Source organism: Shewanella morhuae, from assembly GCF_900156405.1.
GTDB classification, from domain to species: Bacteria; Pseudomonadota; Gammaproteobacteria; order Enterobacterales; family Shewanellaceae; genus Shewanella; species Shewanella morhuae.
In genome coordinates this window covers 226,877-245,981 of record NZ_FTNN01000005.1, presented here as the reverse complement: position 1 = coordinate 245,981, position 19,105 = coordinate 226,877, and the positions used below count along the sequence as shown (strand labels likewise).

Annotated in this window: 17 protein-coding genes and 3 tRNA genes; 6 read left to right on the top strand and 14 right to left on the bottom strand. The window is 43.7% G+C overall.

Translation table 11 applies throughout. The features are described from left to right. From BW947_RS08485 to motY, 12 genes are all read right to left on the bottom strand, one after another. A tRNA-Lys gene (locus BW947_RS08485) sits at positions 1-76 on the bottom strand. Between the two features lie 185 nt (positions 77-261). After that, a tRNA-Lys gene (locus BW947_RS08480) sits at positions 262-337 on the bottom strand. Positions 338-374: 37 nt separating this feature from the next. Then, a tRNA-Lys gene (locus tag BW947_RS08475) sits at positions 375-450 on the bottom strand. 142 nt (positions 451-592) lie between these two features. After that, positions 593-1,339 (bottom strand): tol-pal system protein YbgF, encoded by a 747-nt coding sequence (gene ybgF, locus BW947_RS08470; RefSeq protein WP_076498437.1) that lies wholly within the window; start codon positions 1,337-1,339, stop codon positions 593-595. Between the two features lie 22 nt (positions 1,340-1,361). After that, entirely contained in the window at positions 1,362-1,895 is a 534-nt protein-coding gene (gene pal / locus BW947_RS08465) for a peptidoglycan-associated lipoprotein Pal (RefSeq protein WP_076498436.1), read from the bottom strand. 46 nt (positions 1,896-1,941) lie between these two features. Continuing rightward, positions 1,942-3,270, bottom strand: a complete 1,329-nt coding sequence (gene tolB / locus BW947_RS08460; protein ID WP_076498435.1) for a Tol-Pal system beta propeller repeat protein TolB — start codon at positions 3,268-3,270, stop codon at positions 1,942-1,944. A 13-nt stretch (positions 3,271-3,283) separates the two neighbouring features. Continuing rightward, positions 3,284-4,318 (bottom strand): cell envelope integrity protein TolA, encoded by a 1,035-nt coding sequence (tolA, locus tag BW947_RS08455; RefSeq protein ID WP_076498434.1) that lies wholly within the window; start codon positions 4,316-4,318, stop codon positions 3,284-3,286. Next, complete coding sequence (gene tolR / locus BW947_RS08450; protein WP_076498433.1) at positions 4,319-4,753, bottom strand: protein TolR; 435 nt, start codon at positions 4,751-4,753, stop codon at positions 4,319-4,321. Further along, on the bottom strand, positions 4,753-5,439 hold the full coding sequence (gene tolQ / locus BW947_RS08445) for a protein TolQ (protein WP_076498432.1): 687 nt from the start codon (positions 5,437-5,439) through the stop codon (positions 4,753-4,755). The genes tolR and tolQ overlap by 1 nt, the downstream gene beginning before the upstream one ends. Further along, positions 5,429-5,830, bottom strand: coding sequence for a tol-pal system-associated acyl-CoA thioesterase (gene ybgC, locus BW947_RS08440; RefSeq protein WP_076498430.1), 402 nt, complete (start codon positions 5,828-5,830; stop codon positions 5,429-5,431). The genes tolQ and ybgC overlap by 11 nt, the downstream gene beginning before the upstream one ends. Positions 5,831-6,022: 192 nt before the next feature. Beyond that, a complete protein-coding gene (locus tag BW947_RS08435) occupies positions 6,023-8,206 on the bottom strand; it encodes a prolyl oligopeptidase family serine peptidase (protein WP_076498428.1) in 2,184 nt (727 codons plus the stop codon). A 959-nt stretch (positions 8,207-9,165) separates the two neighbouring features. Then, complete coding sequence (motY, locus tag BW947_RS08430) at positions 9,166-10,035, bottom strand: flagellar protein MotY (protein ID WP_076498426.1); 870 nt, start codon at positions 10,033-10,035, stop codon at positions 9,166-9,168. A 141-nt stretch (positions 10,036-10,176) separates the two neighbouring features. Here motY and rnt point away from each other — a divergent pair, with 141 nt between their 5' ends. Then, entirely contained in the window at positions 10,177-10,848 is a 672-nt protein-coding gene (rnt, locus tag BW947_RS08425) for a ribonuclease T (RefSeq protein WP_076498424.1), read from the top strand. 105 nt (positions 10,849-10,953) lie between these two features. Here rnt and BW947_RS08420 read toward each other — a convergent pair whose 3' ends face one another. Next, positions 10,954-11,559, bottom strand: a complete 606-nt coding sequence (locus tag BW947_RS08420; protein ID WP_076498416.1) for a peroxiredoxin C — start codon at positions 11,557-11,559, stop codon at positions 10,954-10,956. A gap of 387 nt (positions 11,560-11,946) precedes the next feature. On the opposite strand from BW947_RS08420, the gene BW947_RS08415 reads away from it, so the two are divergent. After that, on the top strand, positions 11,947-13,266 hold the full coding sequence (locus tag BW947_RS08415) for a Na+/H+ antiporter family protein (RefSeq protein WP_076498414.1): 1,320 nt from the start codon (positions 11,947-11,949) through the stop codon (positions 13,264-13,266). Positions 13,267-13,443: 177 nt separating this feature from the next. Here the strand turns inward: BW947_RS08415 and upp are convergent, their stop codons facing one another. Further along, on the bottom strand, positions 13,444-14,070 hold the full coding sequence (gene upp / locus BW947_RS08410) for a uracil phosphoribosyltransferase (protein WP_011789711.1): 627 nt from the start codon (positions 14,068-14,070) through the stop codon (positions 13,444-13,446). A gap of 331 nt (positions 14,071-14,401) precedes the next feature. Between upp and purM the strand changes: the two genes are divergently transcribed. The 4 genes from purM to BW947_RS08390 all read left to right on the top strand — a co-directional run bounded on the left by purM (position 14,402) and on the right by BW947_RS08390 (position 18,903). Then, positions 14,402-15,439 carry a phosphoribosylformylglycinamidine cyclo-ligase gene (purM, locus tag BW947_RS08405; RefSeq protein WP_076498412.1) on the top strand — a complete coding sequence of 346 codons (1,038 nt, stop codon included), beginning with the start codon at positions 14,402-14,404 and terminating at the stop codon, positions 15,437-15,439. Continuing rightward, positions 15,439-16,083 (top strand): phosphoribosylglycinamide formyltransferase, encoded by a 645-nt coding sequence (purN, locus tag BW947_RS08400; protein ID WP_076498411.1) that lies wholly within the window; start codon positions 15,439-15,441, stop codon positions 16,081-16,083. The genes purM and purN overlap by 1 nt, the downstream gene beginning before the upstream one ends. Before the next feature lie 159 nt (positions 16,084-16,242). Continuing rightward, positions 16,243-16,989, top strand: coding sequence for an HAD-IIA family hydrolase (locus BW947_RS08395; RefSeq protein ID WP_076498409.1), 747 nt, complete (start codon positions 16,243-16,245; stop codon positions 16,987-16,989). 237 nt (positions 16,990-17,226) lie between these two features. Beyond that, positions 17,227-18,903, top strand: coding sequence for a M28 family metallopeptidase (locus tag BW947_RS08390; RefSeq protein ID WP_076498408.1), 1,677 nt, complete (start codon positions 17,227-17,229; stop codon positions 18,901-18,903). Positions 18,904-19,105: the final 202 nt, after the last annotated feature.

Genomic DNA, 19,105 nt, shown 5'->3' with positions numbered 1-19,105 from the left:
TGGTGGGTCGTGAAGGATTCGAACCTTCGACCAATTGGTTAAAAGCCAACTGCTCTACCGACTGAGCTAACGACCCATTAGATATTGCGCTGATTTAGGCACTTTCAGTAAAGTGGTGTGCCGCGAAAGATTAGAACCATTCGACTGATTGGTTAAAAGCAAACTGCCCTAGTTATATAAAAAAACAACTAAGTTAACGACTCACAATATTGAACATTATTACATGAAAACCACTAACCCACTCTATTAGCTAATAATAAGTGGTGGGTCGTGAAGGATTCGAACCTTCGACCAATTGGTTAAAAGCCAACTGCTCTACCGACTGAGCTAACGACCCATCTAGTATTGCGCTGATTTAAACACTTTCAGTAAAGTGGTGGGTCGTGAAGGATTCGAACCTTCGACCAATTGGTTAAAAGCCAACTGCTCTACCGACTGAGCTAACGACCCATTTACTGGTATTTCACGCCCCGAACGACCTCGCCGCTCTGAGGGCGCCTATAATACCTTTTTCATTTTCTCATGCAAGCGCAAATTCCCAATTTTTTGTCGTTTGCATGAAAAACAGACTAAGAGTATGTTTTTTAGTTAATTACGCTTTAAGTGCGGCTAGCTGTTGCTGTGCAATGCGTGCTGCTGCGCTGTTTGCGTAATCTTTAACAACTTGTTGGTAATATTGCGTAGCTCCCGTTTTGTCACCGGTTTTCTCTGCAATCATACCCAACTTAACTAAACTATCACCGCGCTTATTAGAATCACTAAAGCGTGTAACAACTGTATTAAAAGCTTGTTTTGCCTCTGCAAACTCACTTTTATTAAATAAAAGCTGGCCTAACCAATAGTTAGCATTTGCGGCATACACTGAATCAGGATACTGCTTGATAAAAGCACGGAAAGCAGGAATGGCTTCGTCATACTTACGCTCTTTTAGAACTAAGTTAACGGCCCCTTCATAGCTTGCTGTTTCACTTAAACTGCTTGCGGCAGCATTCGTGGCTATAGCAGGTGTGGATGCGGCCGCCACAGCGGCTGGCGCGGCAGAAGCTTTGGAGGATGCATTAGCCAGCTCATCATATAACTGACGCTGACGCTGCTGCATCTGCTCAATCTGATAATTTTGTTGTTCGGTTAAACCACGTAAATCCAGGACTTCTTGTTGCAGAGTGTCAAGCCGACGTTGCATGTCGAGCTCACTTTGCTGTCTCGATTTAATAATACGCTCAATACGAGCAAGCCTGTCATCACTTGAACCACCAGCAATATCTTCCACAGGAGCAGGCGCTGCGACTGCAGCACCCGCACCAAGGAACATTGCCGTAATTAAGACGGCACGTTTCATTGTCACTCTCCGAGATTCAATTTTAGTAAACTAAAACTGCACGACGGTTTTTGGCAAAACCTTCATCAGTACGAGAAAAATCTAATGGTTTTTCTTCGCCATAGCTCACTACGCTCATTTGGCTTGGCTGTACGCCCATACCTTGTAGATATTTAGCAACGGCTTTAGCACGACGTTCGCCTAGTGCGATGTTGTACTCAGGCGTACCACGTTCGTCAGCATGACCTTCGATCAATACACGTACACTTGGGTGTTCAACTAAGTAAGTACCATGGGCTTCTAAGATGGCGGCAAATTCAGTTTGAACTTCACTACGGTCAAAATCGAAGTAAATGATTTGTTGTTTTCTCAAATCATCTAACTGTTGACGTTGTTGTTCTTCAGCCGACAACATACCGCCCACACCGCCTGTTTGAACGCCACCATTCAGTTCACTACCAGAACCGTTTGTTGAGCCCATTGCATCAGTTTCTGATTCTGAAGTTGAGCTACATGCACTAATAGCCATAATTGGAAGTGCTACCAACATAGCTTTTAACAACTTGTTCAGATCCATTACGTATTCCTTATAAAATTAAATGTGAATAAATCGGGGTATAACATTAGAGAAACGGTGACCAAGAAGGTGATTTCACCTCACCTTGACCTACCGGTAATCTTGCCTTAAAGCGTCCATCCGTAGAAACTGCTGCTAATACTTGCTTACCTTGGTACGTGGTGCCATAGATCACCATAGTACCGTTAGGAGCCACACTTGGAGATTCATCCAAACGTGTCGATGTCAGCACTTGCATAAACCGCGTATTGAGATCCATACGCGCAATATTAAACTTACCATTGGTACGATTAACAAAAATCATACTACGACCATCAGGAGCAATTGATCCCCCTAGATTCCATTCACCTTCAAAGGTTTCACGGTTAACTTTACCTGAGTTCAACTCTACGCGATAAATTTGTGGACGACCACCGCGCTCTGAGGTGAAAATCAATGACTTTCCATCAGGATACCATGACGGCTCAGTATCAATAGCATAGTGATTGGTAATACGCTTAATCGCTTTAGTCGCAATATCGATAACGTAAATCTCAGGCTGACCATCTTTAGATAAAGTCACTGCCAATGATTTGCCATCGGGCGAAAAAGCCGGTGCACCATTAATGCCAGGGAAAGAGCTCACCTTAGTACGCACTTGGGTGTAAAGGTCTTGTACAAAAATCTCAGCTTTTTTGTTCTCAAAGCTAACATACGCTAAACGACGACCATCAGGTGACCAAGTTGGTGACATTAATGGTTCTGGCGAACGCAACAACATTTGTTCATTGACGCCATCATAGTCAGCCACCATCAATTGATAAGGGGCTTTTTGAGTATGATTAACAACCACATAAGAAATGCGTGTTAAGAATGCGCCACGAATACCGGTTAGCTTTTCATAAACGATATCGCTAATCCTGTGCCCGTATTGGCGAAATTGCGCCGCTGAAATCACAGTTTGACGGCTGTCCATCAAAAATTCTGTTGCGCTTACCGGGCCTTTCAATGCTTGGTTTTGTGCTTTAACCAAATCGATTAAATCAAAACTCACCAAATATTGATCAGTGCCATAAGGCTTAACAGTGCCTAGCACTAACGCCTCTGCACCGACGCTCGTCCAAGCATTAGCTTGAAACTGCGCTAACGTACCGATATTACGTTGTGGTAAACCCAGCTCATCTAAGGGTTTAAAAGTGCCACTGCGTATTAGATCAGACATCACCACATCTGCAATCGCTTGTGGCGCAGCGCCAGGGCCTTGCCAGACAAAAGGCATCACAGCTATCGGACGCGCTGCATCGACACCTTCAGTAATCACAATATCCAATGCCGCTTTTGCGGGGGTGGTGCACAGCAGAACCGCCAGTGCTAACCATTTTGCCAATATTTTCATGGGACTCCTTTAATTAAAACGTTGGTTCAACGATTAAGTTAATTTCTTTCATCAAGTTATAAACAGCAGGGTCCGGAGACACTGGCAATTTACCCGCTTTCAAAATAGCCGCTTTTGCTGCACGACAAACATTAGGATCGCCACCTTGAGTTTGACTGCTGATCACAAAACCATCGCTGGCTAAACGTACAGAGACAGTACAGGTTTTACCACGCATTGACTCATCTACCACCAAGTTACGTTGGATAGTCGATTTTATCATTGCCTGATATTTGCCCATTTCACTCTGCACTTGCTTACTCATGGTTTGCGATAATGCTGTTTGCTCAGCGGCTAAAGCATCTGCCATTTCCTGCTCTTGCTGGGCGCGAGCTTTAGCTTCTGCATCCGCTTTTTGCTTACGGGCAGCCTCAGCTTTTTGTTTACGCTCGGCTTCGTCCTTCAATTTATTAGCTGCGTCTTCCTTTTGCTTACGTTCAGCTTCCGCTTTTTTCTTACGCTCGGCATCTTCCTTCAACTTACGGTCTGTTTCAGCCTTGGCTGCTGCAGCTTCCGCTACTTGACGTTTTTCTACCGCTTTTTGCGCAGCTTCTTCAGAGACCTTACGTTCCTGTTCCTTCAGCTTACGATCGGTTTCAGCTTGAACCGCCTTGGCCTTTTCTTGCTGCTGTTTGACCTGCGCAAGTTTGGTGGCTTCATTGGCTTTTTGGGTTTCAACTTCTTGCTGCTTACGTTCTTGCTCTAACTGTTTAATTTGCGCTTGTTCACGCTCGCGAGCTTTGGTCGCTTCTTGCGCTTTACGCTCAAGTTCAGCTTGGCGTTCATGCTCACGACGTTCTGTATCACGTTTTTCTTGCTTTAGCTTTTCAACTTGGTTAGCCACTTTTTGCTGATCAACCATAACGGCTTGAACCGCTGGCGCACTCACTTGTTGCATTGGCTCAGGTTTATGAGAAAAATCGACCCCTAATGCCAGAATAACTATTACGCCAATATGAATACCCGCTGAAATTGACAGAGGCAATGTTACATCAGTGTTATCTGCCACCTATTTCTCCTTGGGTGAGTCCGTCATCAAACCGACCGATGGCACGCCCGCACCTTGCAGTGTCACCATCAACTGAATCACTTTATCGTAAGGAATATTTCTATCGGCTTTGACCACTACTGGTCGTTCAGGTTCTGTCACCATAAGTGCAGCGACTTCTGTCGCGAGTTCTTCCAACTCCATTGGCACATTGGTCGAACCGCCCTTATTAAGGTAATAATCACCATCGCCATCAATAGAAGCCACTACTGGCGGTTTACTGTCGGCAGGTAACACTTCTGCAGCGCCTTGAGGCAGTTCAACTTTTACCCCTTGGGTCACTATGGGTGCTGTTACCATAAAAATAATTAACAGCACGAGCATGACGTCGATATAAGGCACCACGTTGATTTCAGCAACGGGGCGACGACGTTTGCGCTGATAAGCTGGTTGCATTATGCCCCTTCCTTCTCACTGTATGCTTGGCGATGCAAAATACTGGAGAACTCTTCCATAAAGTTTGCGTAGGCCATTTCTAATTTATCAACTTGAGTCGAGAAACGGTTATAGGCAATAACCGCAGGAATTGCTGCAAATAAACCCATCGCCGTGGCAATCAACGCCTCAGCAATACCGGGAGCAACCATTGCTAAGGTGGCATTTTCCATCGAACCGATAGCGATAAAAGAATTCATAATTCCCCATACCGTACCAAATAAACCGATATAAGGGCTAGTCGAACCTATTGTCGCTAATAACGGTAAATTCGCTTCTAACTTTTCCATTTCGCGAGAAAGTGTCACACGCATAGCCCTTGATGTACCATCCATCACGGCATCAGGCACTTTGCTATTTAATTTATTTAGGCGTGAATATTCCTTAAAGCCTGTCACAAATAATGACTCTAAACCGCTATTATCTGGGCGTGATAATAATTCTTTGTAAAGACGGTTTAAATCAACACCTGACCAAAATTTATCTTCAAACTTAGCCGATTTACTTTTTGCTGCAGACAGTAAGCTACGGCGTTGTAAAATCACCGTCCAAGACATTACGGATAAGCAAAGTAAAGTGAACATCACAAATTTTACTAATAAACTGGCTTGTAAAAATAACCCAACAATCGACATATCAGCTTGCACTGTCAAACTCCTGCACAATATTTAAGGGAATCGCTCGGGGACGCATCCGTGACAGCGCAACACAAACTACCAGCACTGTGCCTTCACAATAACAGTCTCCTTGCTTATCGACCAAGCGTTGATGAAAAATCAACGAGGCCTTTTTCAACTCTATGACCTTAGTTTCTACAATAAGGTCCTGTTCAAAACGTGCCGCTTTGCGAAAATCTAATTCCGCACGCTTTACCACAAAGGCGGTATCGTCAGCTAATAGCGCAGTCTGACTCACACCAAGGGCTTTTAGCCACTCGGTTCTCGCTCGCTCAAAAAAGTTGAGATAGTTTGAATGATAGACAACGCCGCCAGCGTCGGTGTCTTCGTAATAGACTGAAATAGGCCAATGAAACATCATTTGAAAATAAGCAGTTTTGGTTGAAAAATTGACGCTTACTATACCTAGGGAAACAAGACTTGTGAATCACCCGATGAAGATATAGATAGGAATAGCAGGGGTTTCAGCTGAATGGGTGTAATTGTAAAAAACAATGGGGCCAAACGGCCCCATTTCATTAACATAGTTGATTATTTTACGATAGATAGTTTGTTATTTTTCGATAGTTTGCGGCAACGTCAACCCAAAACTCTGCCACAAGAAACTGTAGATATCGGCAAACTCATCAATCTTCATCGCCGTAGGTTTACCGGCTCCATGACCCGCATTGGACTCAATACGCATAATCACAGGTTCGGCGCCTTGCTGCTTATCTTGTAACATGGCGGCAAACTTAAAGCTGTGTAATGGCACCACGCGGTCATCATGATCAGCTGTCATCACCATAGTCGCAGGATAAGCTTGCGCTTTGACATTGTGATAAGGCGAGTAAGCCAGTAGCGCAGGGAACTGTTCGGCGTTATCAGCACTACCATATTCACTCGTCCATGCCCAACCAATAGTGAACTTGTGGAAACGCAACATATCCAGCACTCCTACAGCCGGTAATACTGCTGCAAATAGCCCTGGCCGTTGAGTTACCGCCGCTCCCATAAGCAAGCCACCGTTACTACGGCCATAGGCACCTAATTTAGTACTGTTGGTGTATTTCTCACTCACTAAATATTCAGCAGCGGCAAAATAGTCATCAAACACATTTTGTTTTTTATCGAACATTCCCGCCTGATGCCAGCTTTCACCGTACTCGGCGCCACCACGTAGGCTCGGCACAGCATAAATACCACCCATATCTAACCAAGCAATATTGGCAGGGCTAAAACGTGGTGTCATCGAAATCGCAAAACCGCCATAGGCATACAATAGCGTTGGATTTTGACCATTTTTCACTAAACCTTTTTTATAGGACAACATCATAGGCACACGCGTACCGTCTTTGCTGTTATAAAAGACTTGCTCAGAGACATAGTCACCTGGGTTAAACGACACTTTAGGTTTAGCAATCACAGTTGACTGAGCAGTTTTAAAATCAAATTTATAGGTGGTTTCTGGCTGAATATAACTATTAAACACGTAATAGAAATAGTCTTTGCTTGCCTTACCAAAAGGTCCCGTCACATTACCTTGACCGGGCAACGTCACATCTTGGCGCTTTTGCCCGCCCATACTGTAAATTGATAATTGACCTAAGACATCGTGTAAATAACTCACCACTAAATGATCATTAATAATTGCGACGTTATTAATTGGATCCTTAGATTCTGGAATAATGGTTAGCCATTGGGATTTATCACTATTACGAGTATCAATTGCAATAATTTTACCATTAGGCGCATCTAAGTCGGTTTTAAAATAAAACACTGAACCATCATTGCCAAGAAACTCATATTCAGCTTCTAAACTAAGGATCAACTCCACCACTTGTGATTTAGGCTCAAATAACGATTTATAGAAAAAACGATTACGTTTATCCGTGCCTTGTGAAATGGACAGTAATAGATATTCGCCTTTATCGGAAACATCAATACCAAAGCCCCAATCTTTATTCTGCGGGCGCTCATAAATCAATAAATCTTGGCGCTGATCTGTACCTAATTTATGGTAATACACTTTTTGGTTGAAATTGACGTCGGCCAATACATCCCCACCCGCAGGAGCATCATAACGGGCATAAAACACGCCTTGGTTTTCTTTATCCCAAACAGCGCTCGAAAATTTAATCCATTTCAGCTCATCAGCGAGTTTTTTACCGCTTGCGATATCAACAAACTGCCATTGCTGCCAGTCTGAGCCTGAATTTGATACGCCATAAGCTAAAATTTTACCATCATTACTGACCGCCACGCCTGATAAAGCAACAGTACCGTCTGCAGACAGCTTATTCGGATCGAGAACTGGCTTTTCAACGCCATCTAAGCCCTTAACATATAAAACAGATTGTGCCTGCAGCCCATCATTACGGTAGTAAAATTGATTGTCACCGTTCTCAAACGGAGCAGACACCTTTTCGTAATTCCACAGTTCAGTAATGCGTTTAACTACAGCTGATTTATTGGGGATCTTGGCTAAATAAGCCTGACCGAAGGCTTGCTGTTCTTTTACCCAAGCTTCTGTTTCTGGCGTATTGGCTTCTAAGTGACGGTATGGATCCGCAACCTTTACACCATGGATAGTTTCAATGAGGTCATCTTTTTGAGTCACTGGGTAAACCAATTTATTTGTACTTACCTGTTCAGCTGAATGTTGCTCAGGCGTATTGCCACTTTGGCAGGCACCGAGTGCCACCCCTAATGTTGCGACTAACAAACCTTGCTTCGCAAGACGAAATCTTAATGCCATCTTCTTATTATCCTTTCTTGTGGTTTTGAGCCTAAAGCTTTTCAACAAGTACTATACAAGCAAAAAATCTCATGGCAATGCTGTAACTAAAGATGAAGCACCAAGGGTTATCTCGCGGATTTAACAAATCTGCATCAAGGATAAGCTTATTAAAGTGTATTATTATGCACAAATAATGATTTATAAGTTATTAATCAACATAAATAGTGACTTAAGTGACGTGCATCACCTTTTAATCATTAGAATTGCTAATGATTTATGGCAATTTTTCTCGTTTGTTTTATGGCAGAGTTAACCATAGAATGTACTTGTTTTCAGGATATAACTGCTTGCAGTTATTGAAAACCAAGAACTCTTAAACTGATGTGTTCCCAACGCTTCAGTTTCATCCCTGGTTCTTATGCTTGACTTCCTTCCTTCAATTTGTTGATTGTAAATGCATTATTTTTGCGGCCCGCTTAGTTTAAGCGGGCTTTTTTTTGCCAGTTTTTTATCAAACTATCATTTACAAAAAACATCGCTCAATAACTTGAACTAGGGATAATGACTGTATCAACTGACGAATCTTATTACTCCAGCTAAAAGATTAATGCTAAAGAGAAAATTTTCTTTATCCACATAAGGTTACGTACCTAAATAGTGAGCTATTAGTGAGTCGCACAGTTAACGCAGATAAGAGAAAAACCTGTAGAAACACAGAGCTTATCCTTAAGCTCAAGGTAAATAGCTCAGGCTAGATCGCTCACTCATACCGTTAGACTTAATCTTGCAAGCAGTATGGTCAACAAATCGTTCACATCATATGCGATAAAATTAACTAATCTGATCAATATTGACCGTTGTTATCATCACTTGGATTAATGTAATTATCACTAACGAGATGCAAAAATAATAAAGCCAAGTCAGAAGCTTGGCTTTATTGCTAACTTAAATATTTAAACACTCAAATTGAGACTGTACTACAGAGGCTTACTAATCCGGACTACAACGCGGCGGTTACGTACCCTCTCGTCCATATCATCATTAGAGGCTACATGACGACGTTCACCGTGCCCCACAGTAACAATACGATCCTGAGGAATACCACTGGAAACAAAGAACTCTTTTACTGATTCAGCGCGTTGATCCGATACTTTTTGATTTACAGCGCGGCCGCCATAACTGTCGGTATATGCATCAACTAACACTAACTCCACGAGCGGATCATAAGCTAGGTATTCTTGGACTCGCGACAGTTGTTGCTGTGAAAAATGGGTTAAATCAGTACCGCCCTCATTATAATTTAATACAGTAAAAGCAATATCATCAAAGCTATAGGGTAATAAGTGCGCGAGGCAAGCTTTAAACTCTGTGTATTTGCGGCCAAAGTTAGCTGAAGATAAACCCACAGCAATTTTATTCGACTCATTGTACCAATCAGCATAGTAAAATGTCGGTTCCATACCGCGACTTAACTCCGCCAGCATGGACCACGCCGCGCGTTTAGGCACCTCACCATTAAAATACTTTTGATAATGCAGCGAAGTGATCTCTTTGGATACCACTCCTGGACGCCATTTCGGCGCCTTACTCATTAGCTTAGCTTGAGTCACTTGATCCGGTTTTACCCACATATCTAAGGTAAAATTCATATTTTGTTGTTTACCCGCCTCACTGGTAAAAATGGCTTTACCGTAAGCAGGAATATCATGTTCTAAGCGGCATACGATGGGAGAATTCTCACTCATCCGCCACTGGGAATCACTTAAGGTGGCCACATAATGGCGCAACTCTGCTGTTGCAGTTGCTGGAACGCATAAAATTGACACTAAGATCAGTTTTCGCCACATAGCCTTTACTCTTAATTAATCGGGTACATGGCTTTATCGGCAAACTATTTAGTTCCTTTAGCCTATAAAACCATCAATCAAGCATGACACACCCGAACACATTTAGCATAATAGCGCCCTGTGAATTTTCTTGAGTACTTTATGAGTGACATTTGCGACGCGAACAAATTGAAATACCGATTTCGAGGCTACTTTCCCGTAGTCATTGATGTCGAAACTGCGGGCTTCAACTCTCAAACCGATGCGTTGCTAGAAATTGCTGTCACATTATTGAAAATGGACAGTGAGGGCGTGATAGGAATCGATAAAACCTTACACTTCCACATTGAGCCCTTTGAAGGCGCAAATTTAGAACCCGCAGCCTTAGCATTCAATGGAATAGATCCAACCAATCCGTTGCGGGGAGCGGTGAGCGAGAAAGAAGCCTTTTTAGAAATTTTTAAAGCAGTGAAAAAAGCCCAAAAAGCCTCTGACTGCCATCGCAGCATAATTGTGGCGCACAATGCTGCTTTTGATCATGCTTTTGTCAGTAAAGCGATTGAACGCTGTGATTTAAAACGTTCACCATTTCATCCTTTTGCGACTTTCGATACAGCCACATTGGCGGGGCTTGCCATTGGCCATACCGTACTGGCTAAAGCCTGCATTATGGCTGGGATCCCCTTTGATAATAATGAGGCCCATTCAGCCTTATACGATACTGAACGCACCGCTGAGTTATTTTGCCTTATCGTTAACCGCTGGAAAACATTAGGTGGCTGGCCATTACTTACCGCCGATGAGCTGGATATTGAGGATAAGATTGAAGAATAAACTGAGCCAATAATGCTCATGTTTATGCCTGCAATAACCAATAAAAAAAGCTGCCATAAGGCAGCTTTTTTTATTTAACACGCAGCACTAATTAGAACATGCTAATTACAGTGAACTTGCGTTTTCAGAAAGGTAAGCAGCAACACCTTCAGTGCTTGCATTCATACCTTTGTCGCCTTTTTCCCAGCCAGCAGGACATACATCGCCATGCTCTTCGTGGAATTGTAATGCATCGATCATACGCAGCATTTCATCAACGTTACGGCCTAATGGCAGATCGTTAACCACTTGATGACGAACCATGCCTTCTTTGTCAATTAAGAACGAACCACGGAAAGCCACACCCGCTTCTGGATGCTCAACATCGTATGCTTTACAGATTTCGTGCTTAACGTCAGCGACTAAGGTGTACTTAACTTGGCCAATACCACCTTTATCAACTGGGGTGTTACGCCATGCATTGTGAGTAAACTGAGAATCGATTGAAACACCAATCACTTCTACGCCACGCTTAGTGAACTCTTCCATGCGGTGATCAAATGCGATCAACTCTGATGGACAAACGAAAGTGAAGTCAAGTGGATAGAAGAATACGACTGCGGGTTTACCTTTGATGGCTGCAGTCAAGTTGAAGCTATCAACGATTTCGCCAGAACCTAATACAGCTGCAGCAGTAAAATCAGGAGCCTGACGGCCTACTAATACGCTCATTTTATATCTCCATCTATGAGTTGAACTAAGTGTAAAGTAAGTGCCTTAATAAGTAGAATATCTCCCCCAACCTAGGCCGAGTTAAATCTTTACTAATAAAAAGGCGTTCTTACCAATCAAATCTTTAGGCATTATAAGTCGTGTGCTGTGCCTTACAACCTATTTAAGACCAATATCACATTTTTCAAGAGCATTTAAATTTTCTCTGCCTAAAGATAGAGCAATTTATGGTTCCTGAGTGTGCAACATTCCACATTTGCCTAACACACAACAACTTGCCTGTTCACATTTTCAGATATTTTTCAGATAAGGTGTTAGCAAACTGGACAACGACCACCTTTGCAGTCAAAAATAGCACCTTTGACTTAAGAATTAAGAAATTTGACTATGAATGCAGTCGTGATTGCAGTGTGCTTAATGTTAGCACTCAGTTTAGCTAGGGTGAATGTGGTTATTGCCCTAACCGTGAGCGCGCTTGTAGCGGGACTCGTGGGCGGGATGGATATGCACCAAACCATCAATGCCTTTAATACAGGCTTAGGTGGCGGCGCACAAATTGCGCTCAGCTATGCGTTATTAGGAGCTTTTGCCGTCGCGCTATCGCATTCGGGTTTAACAACATTAATTTCTAGAAGTATCATTAATAGCCTTGGACAAGATCCTAACCCGACCAATACCAACTGGGTCCGCTGGTTACTGCTGATACCGCTATTGGTCATGTCGATGGCCTCACAGAATATTTTACCTATTCACATTGCCTTCATCCCTATTTTAGTACCGCCACTACTACATGTAATAACCAAGCTCAATATCGATCGTCGTATTGTTGCCTGCGTGCTGACCTTCGGTTTAGTCACAACCTATATGATTTTACCGATTGGATTTGGTGGCATTTTCTTAAATGATATTCTGCTATCAAACTTAACCAGCAATGGTTTAGCCGCAGTGCGCGAGCAAATTCCATCAGCTATGTTGATTCCTGCCGCGGGCATGGTGGTCGGCTTACTCACAGCGGTGTTCATTAGTTACCGTAAGCCTCGTATCTATGACGAGACAAAAGTGCTGGTAGCTGAGCCAGAAGAAGCCCTCAATAAACGCAATATTAATATTGCCGCAGTCGCGATATTAGCGACTCTGATTGTACAACTTGAAACCGACTCAATGATTTTTGGCGCCTTAGTTGGCTTTATGATTTTTAGTTTTTCGGGCGCATTAAAACATGTCGCTGATCAAGATATTTTCAATCAAGGCGTGCGCATGATGGCCAACATTGGTTTTATCATGATTTCAGCCGCAGGTTTTGCCGCCGTAGTGAAAGAAACTGGTGAAGTCGGTACGCTTGTGGCCTCACTGAGCGACATCATTGGTGATAATAAAGCGCTCGCCGCCTTTTTGATGTTACTGGTTGGCCTATTGATCACTATGGGAATCGGCTCGTCATTCTCTACCATTCCGATTATCGCGACAATTTATGTGCCACTGGCGTTGAGTTTTGGTTTTTCAGTCACGGCAACGATAGCGTTAGTTGGCACAGCTGCCGCACTCGGTGATGCGGGTTCGCCCGCATCTGACTCCACTTTAGGCCCAACAGCAGGTTTAAACGTCGATGGCCAGCACGATCATATTCGCGACAGCGTGATCCCGACGTTTATTCACTACAATATTCCCCTATTAGTGTTTGGCTGGATTGCCGCTATGGTGTTGTAACCCTGTACTGTAATCATTAATGCCTAAACACATAAAACAAAAAGGCCGAGTCGCATTGCGATTCGGCCTTTTTTATCAAGCACCTTAAACATTAACAAATAATATTAACCAGTGCAGGAGTGCTGACTTAACTTAGATAGCAGACTCAATAACCGATAGAGTCACTCCAAGTTCAGATTACTTAGTCCCAAAGATTTTATCACCAGCATCACCTAAACCTGGCAGGATATAACCTTTCTCGTTTAGGCATCTATCAATAGCGGCAGTATATAATTCAATATCTGGGTGCGCCGCTTCTAACGCTTTAATCCCTTCAGGAGCCGCCACTAAGACTAAGGCTTTGATTGAAGTACAACCGCGTTTCTTCAATAAATCTACGGTCGCAATCATAGAGCCACCCGTGGCTAACATAGGGTCAACAACTAAGGCGATACGCTCGTTCATGTCGCTGGCAAGCTTTTCAAAATAAGGCACTGGCTCAAGGGTTTCTTCGTCGCGATAAATACCGACAACTGAGATACGCGCGCTTGGAATATGTTCCAGTACACCGTCCATCATACCCAATCCCGCACGTAAAATTGGCACCACAGTGACTTTTTTACCTTTGATTTGGTCAACTTCAACCGGACCATTCCAGCCTTCAATCGTCACCGTTTCAGTTTCGAAATCTGCGGTAGCTTCATAGGTTAATAAACTACCGACTTCGGCGGCTAGCTCACGGAAACGTTTAGTGCTAATGTCGCCTTCGCGCATTAAACCAATTTTGTGACGCACTAAAGGATGTTTAACCTCGACAACTTTCATTTTTCTCTCCTACTTTATTTTTCGGCGTATTATTTCAGGCAAATTTTTCAGATTCTAGTTGATTTGTTTATGAGGTAAAACATAAAGTTTTGCCATTCGGTCTAATCGTGAGCTATATCCCAAGAATAATCCTCAATCGCTTAAGATACGTACCCTAATTTACTATTTTGTGACCGATTCAAAAATCTCAACCCGTAAAATGCCCTCTTATCTTAGCTAAAAATATAATGCCGGCGGGATAAATCTAAATCATGGCTTTCGACCCCTAACACAAGCTGGTAGAATACCGCCGCATAAAATCCAATAACGATGTACCCGAGAGGATCCCTCCGTGAGCACACCTACCCCACTGAGCTATAAAGATGCCGGCGTTGATATTGATGCAGGTAATGCACTGGTTACTAACATAAAAGCAGCTGTTAAACGTACCCGTCGTCCAGAAGTTATGGGCAACTTAGGTGGTTTTGGCGCATTGTGTGAAATCCCCACTAAATATAAACAACCTGTACTCGTGTCTGGCACTGATGGTGTTGGAACTAAACTACGTTTAGCCATCGACTATAAAAAGCATGACACCGTCGGTATCGACTTAGTCGCTATGTGCGTGAACGACTTAATCGTTCAAGGTGCTGAGCCACTGTTTTTCCTCGATTACTATGCAACGGGTAAGCTAGATGTTGAAACAGCGACTTCTGTCGTCAACGGCATAGCCGAAGGTTGTTTCCAATCTGGTTGTGCATTAGTTGGCGGTGAAACCGCTGAAATGCCAGGTATGTATGAAGGCGATGATTACGATCTAGCCGGTTTCTGCGTCGGCGTCGTTGAAAAAGCCGATATCATTGACGGAAGCAAAGTTGCTGCGGGAGATGCGCTTATCGCATTGGCTTCAAGTGGCCCGCATTCAAATGGTTACTCTTTAGTCCGTAAGGTATTAGAAGTAAGCCAAGCAGATCCTCAACAAGCTCTTAATGGCAAACCCTTGATTGAGCATTTGCTTGAACCAACCAAAATTTACGTGAAATCATTGCTGAAACTGATCGAAGCATCAGATGTACATGCAATGGTACATATTACTGGCGGCGGCTTCTGGGAAAACATCCCTCGCGTACTGCCAGATAACTTAAAAACCGTTATCCAAGGTGATTCTTGGCAGTGGCCAGCGGTATTTAGCTGGTTGATGGAAAACGGTAATATTGCAGAGTACGAAATGTACCGCACCTTCAACTGTGGCGTTGGTATGTTGGTCGTACTGCCTGCCGATAAAGTCGATGCTGCACTGGCATTATTGGCAGCTGAAGGCGAACAAGCATGGCTTATCGGTGCTATCGCCAATCGTGAAGGCAATGAAGAGCAAGTGGAGATCCTGTAATGCCCCAGAGCTGTCGTGTAGTTGTATTAATTTCCGGAAATGGCAGTAACCTGCAAGCGATTATCGACGGTTGTGATGATAATCTGCAGGCCGAAGTTGTCGGAGTCATCAGTAATAAACCCGATGCCTATGGCCTAGTGCGCGCCCATCATGGCGAAATTGATACCAGCTGTGTGATAGCTCACCAAGGTGAATCTCGCTCTGAATACGATGCACGTTTAATGGCAGTGATTGAGCAATACCAGCCCGATTTAATTGTGCTGGCAGGATTTATGCGTATTTTAAGTGATGATTTCGTTAATCATTATCTAGGTCGCATGATCAACATTCATCCGTCACTGTTACCTAAATATACCGGTTTGAATACCCATCAACGTGCTATTGATGCCAACGACAGTGAGCATGGCGCTAGCGTGCATTTTGTCACGCCAGAGCTAGATTCAGGCCCAGTGATTTTACAGGCTAACGTGCCTGTTTATGAAGATGATAGCGCTGATATGCTTGCCGCACGCGTACATGAGCAAGAGCATGCAATTTATCCACTGGTGGTGAAATGGTTTAGTCAGCAACGACTTAACATGCAAAATGGCCAAGCCTATCTTGATGGCACTCTTATCGGTCAGAGCGGTTACGCGCCCGATTAAAGTAGCTTTAAGCATTAGTAGAAGCGAAATCACAAATAGAGACCTTAGCGTCTCTATTTTTTAATTATTTTCTACAAAAGCATTGTTTTCTCGGGTAATGTGGCATTAGATAACTGAATGAAAAGTGATTTTTTGCTCTGCATAATAAGAGACTATTAGATGAAAAATATTATCTGCGATATCGATGGTGTACTACTGCACGACAATAAATTGATCCCCGGCAGCGATAAATTTATCAAACGCATTTTAGAGCAAGGCAATCCGTTAGTCGTATTAACAAATTACCCCGTACAAACAGGTAAGGATTTGCAAAACCGTTTAAGCGCAGCCGGTATTGATATTCCTGAAGAATGCTTTTATACCTCCGCCATGGCAACCGCTGACTTTTTAAAGCACCAAGAAGGCAGCAAAGCCTATGTTATAGGTGAAGGTGCCCTCACCCATGAGCTCTATAAAGCGGGCTTTACCATCACCGATATCAACCCTGACTTTGTGATTGTCGGTGAAACCCGCTCTTACAATTGGGATATGATCCATAAAGCCGCTGGTTTTGTTGCCCGTGGCGCCCGCTTTATTGCCACTAATCCCGATACTCACGGCCCAGCTTACAGCCCTGCTTGTGGCGCATTGTGTGCACCTATCGTACGGATTACTGGTAAAAAGCCTTTTTATGTTGGTAAACCAAGCGCATGGATTATTCGCTCGGCGCTTAATCATATGGATGGACACTCGGAAGATACCGTGATTATCGGCGACAATATGCGTACCGATATTTTAGCGGGCTTCCAAGCGGGGCTTGAAACCATTCTGGTCACCAGTGGCGTGAGTAAGCTTGAAGATATCGACAAAGAACCCTTCCGCCCAAATCATGTGTTTGCCTGCGCGGGCGATATTGATGTTGTTTAACAGTACATCGGACGAATTTTGCTTTATTACGCCATCCCTCATCATTTAACTTAAGTGCTTACCGATGCAATAAGCTTTCTTTAAAGGCGTATTGCATCAAGCAAGGCAACATTAAGTAACACATTCACCTGCCGCTCAGCCTTGTAGCTCGCAGCGGCTTGCTTCATGATAAGTCTCGCTTCTGATTGATGAACAGAAATCTAAAATTTTTAATTAAAACAACAGTAGGATTAACCTATGCTACGTCTGTCTCCACTCTGTGCATTAGCTATGCTCAGCGCCTGTAGTCCCAATACATCTGTACCCGATGGCACCAGCGCTTTAGCTGAACTCAAACCAGTGCAGTTTAATGAAGCACGTTTTAGAAATGATATTAAAACGCTATCATCCGATGAATTTGAAGGCCGTGCGCCAACCACTCATGGTGAAAAACTCACCTTGGATTATTTGACCAAAGCCTTTGCCGATATGGGGCTTAAAGGCGCATACCAAGGCAGCTTTTTACAACCTGTGCCTATGGTCAGCTATACCGCAGATGAAGCGCAGCAAGTGACACTGGCAGGATTACCCTTTAAATATCGTCAAGATCTGGTGCTCAGCAGCCGTCACGATAACGGTGGCGTTAATATTGAAAATGCACCATTAGTCTTTGTGGGCTATGGGGTGAACGCACCCGAATATGCTTGGAATGATTACCAAGATCTCGACATGAAAGGCAAAATCGCGGTGATCTTAGTTAACGATCCCGGCTTTGCCCGCCCTGACTCGGGTAAGTTCAATGGCAAAGCCATGACCTATTACGGCCGCTGGAGCTATAAGTTTGAAGAGGCCAGCCGTCAAGGTGCACTTGGCGCACTGATCATCCATGATACTGAACCCGCTTCTTACCCTTGGTCAGTGGTGGAAAATAGCTGGACAGGCGCGCAGCAAGATCTGGTGCTGAGTAAAGCCGAGCAAAATAGCCGAATTCAAGTCGAAGGTTGGCTCGCCTTAGATACCGCAACCCAACTTTTTGAGAAAGCAGGTTTATCACTACCAAACCTCATGGCGCGTGCCGCCGATAGCCCGATAAATTTACCCCTTGAGCAAACGGCCAGCATCGCCTTTAAGAATAAAGCCGAATATGCAAATAGTTACAACGTGGTCGCCACGCTCACGGGTAGCACACAAGCCGATGAACAAATTCTCTATACCGCCCATTGGGATCACATAGGTAAAGATGAAACAAAAGAAGGCGATCAAATTTATAACGGTGCGATGGACAATGCCTCGGGCACTGCTGGCATTCTCGAAATCGCCAGACAATTAGCCGACAATGCAAAAGAGGGTCACGGTTTAGCGCGCTCGGTCACCTTTATAGCTACCACAGGTGAAGAACAAGGTTTACTCGGCTCGCGTTATTATGCCGCTAATCCACTTTATCCTATTGATAAAACGGTCGCGGTACTGAACCTTGATAGCACCAATATCTATGGTAAAACCAAGGATTACACCATCGTCGGCAAAGGGAAGTCGGAGTTAGAAAACTACCTTATCGAGGCGGCTACACAACAAAACCGCATTTCAATGGGTGAAAAAAATCCCGCTTCGGGCGGTTTCTTCCGTTCAGATCACTTCAGCTTTGCCAAACTGGGTATCCCTGCGGTATTTGCCGGTGGCGGTAATGAAGCAATTGATGACGCCACTGCTGCCTATAAAACCCAGATGCAAGCCACGATGAAAGGCTGTTATCACAATGTTTGCGATGAATACCATGAAAACTGGGATTTAAGCGGCGCACTGCAAGACTTGCAAGTGTATTACCAAGCCACTCGTGCACTAGGTAATAGCCAAGATTGGCCAGGATACTATCAAGGTACCGAGTTCAATAGCCTGCGACCAGCCAAAACACAGCTCGTGACAGATACGAAATAATCGGTGCTATTGAATAGGGTTGAGTAAAAGGCTTTCGGCATAAAGCGCTAACTCGGTGAGCACCGATGAGACAAAGCACTCGATAAGATTTAAAAGCACGTGATCCCATCACGTGCTTTTTTGTTTTTAGCCCACTAAACATGTTGAGTTGATTGAATACTAGCCGCTTAATTTCGCTGCATAATATGGTTACGCACCAGCT

Coding starts and splice junctions, on each gene's coding strand:
- ybgF (WP_076498437.1), bottom strand. CDS start 1,339: ATGAAACGTGCCGTCTTAATTACGGCAATGTTCCTTGGTGCGGGTGCT.
- pal (WP_076498436.1), bottom strand. CDS start 1,895: ATGGATCTGAACAAGTTGTTAAAAGCTATGTTGGTAGCACTTCCAATT.
- tolB (WP_076498435.1), bottom strand. CDS start 3,270: ATGAAAATATTGGCAAAATGGTTAGCACTGGCGGTTCTGCTGTGCACC.
- tolR (WP_076498433.1), bottom strand. CDS start 4,753: ATGCAACCAGCTTATCAGCGCAAACGTCGTCGCCCCGTTGCTGAAATC.
- ybgC (WP_076498430.1), bottom strand. CDS start 5,830: ATGATGTTTCATTGGCCTATTTCAGTCTATTACGAAGACACCGACGCT.
- BW947_RS08435 (WP_076498428.1), bottom strand. CDS start 8,206: ATGGCATTAAGATTTCGTCTTGCGAAGCAAGGTTTGTTAGTCGCAACA.
- motY (WP_076498426.1), bottom strand. CDS start 10,035: ATGTGGCGAAAACTGATCTTAGTGTCAATTTTATGCGTTCCAGCAACT.
- rnt (WP_076498424.1), top strand. CDS start 10,177: ATGAGTGACATTTGCGACGCGAACAAATTGAAATACCGATTTCGAGGC.
- BW947_RS08420 (WP_076498416.1), bottom strand. CDS start 11,559: ATGAGCGTATTAGTAGGCCGTCAGGCTCCTGATTTTACTGCTGCAGCT.
- BW947_RS08415 (WP_076498414.1), top strand. CDS start 11,947: ATGAATGCAGTCGTGATTGCAGTGTGCTTAATGTTAGCACTCAGTTTA.
- upp (WP_011789711.1), bottom strand. CDS start 14,070: ATGAAAGTTGTCGAGGTTAAACATCCTTTAGTGCGTCACAAAATTGGT.
- purN (WP_076498411.1), top strand. CDS start 15,439: ATGCCCCAGAGCTGTCGTGTAGTTGTATTAATTTCCGGAAATGGCAGT.
- BW947_RS08395 (WP_076498409.1), top strand. CDS start 16,243: ATGAAAAATATTATCTGCGATATCGATGGTGTACTACTGCACGACAAT.
- BW947_RS08390 (WP_076498408.1), top strand. CDS start 17,227: ATGCTACGTCTGTCTCCACTCTGTGCATTAGCTATGCTCAGCGCCTGT.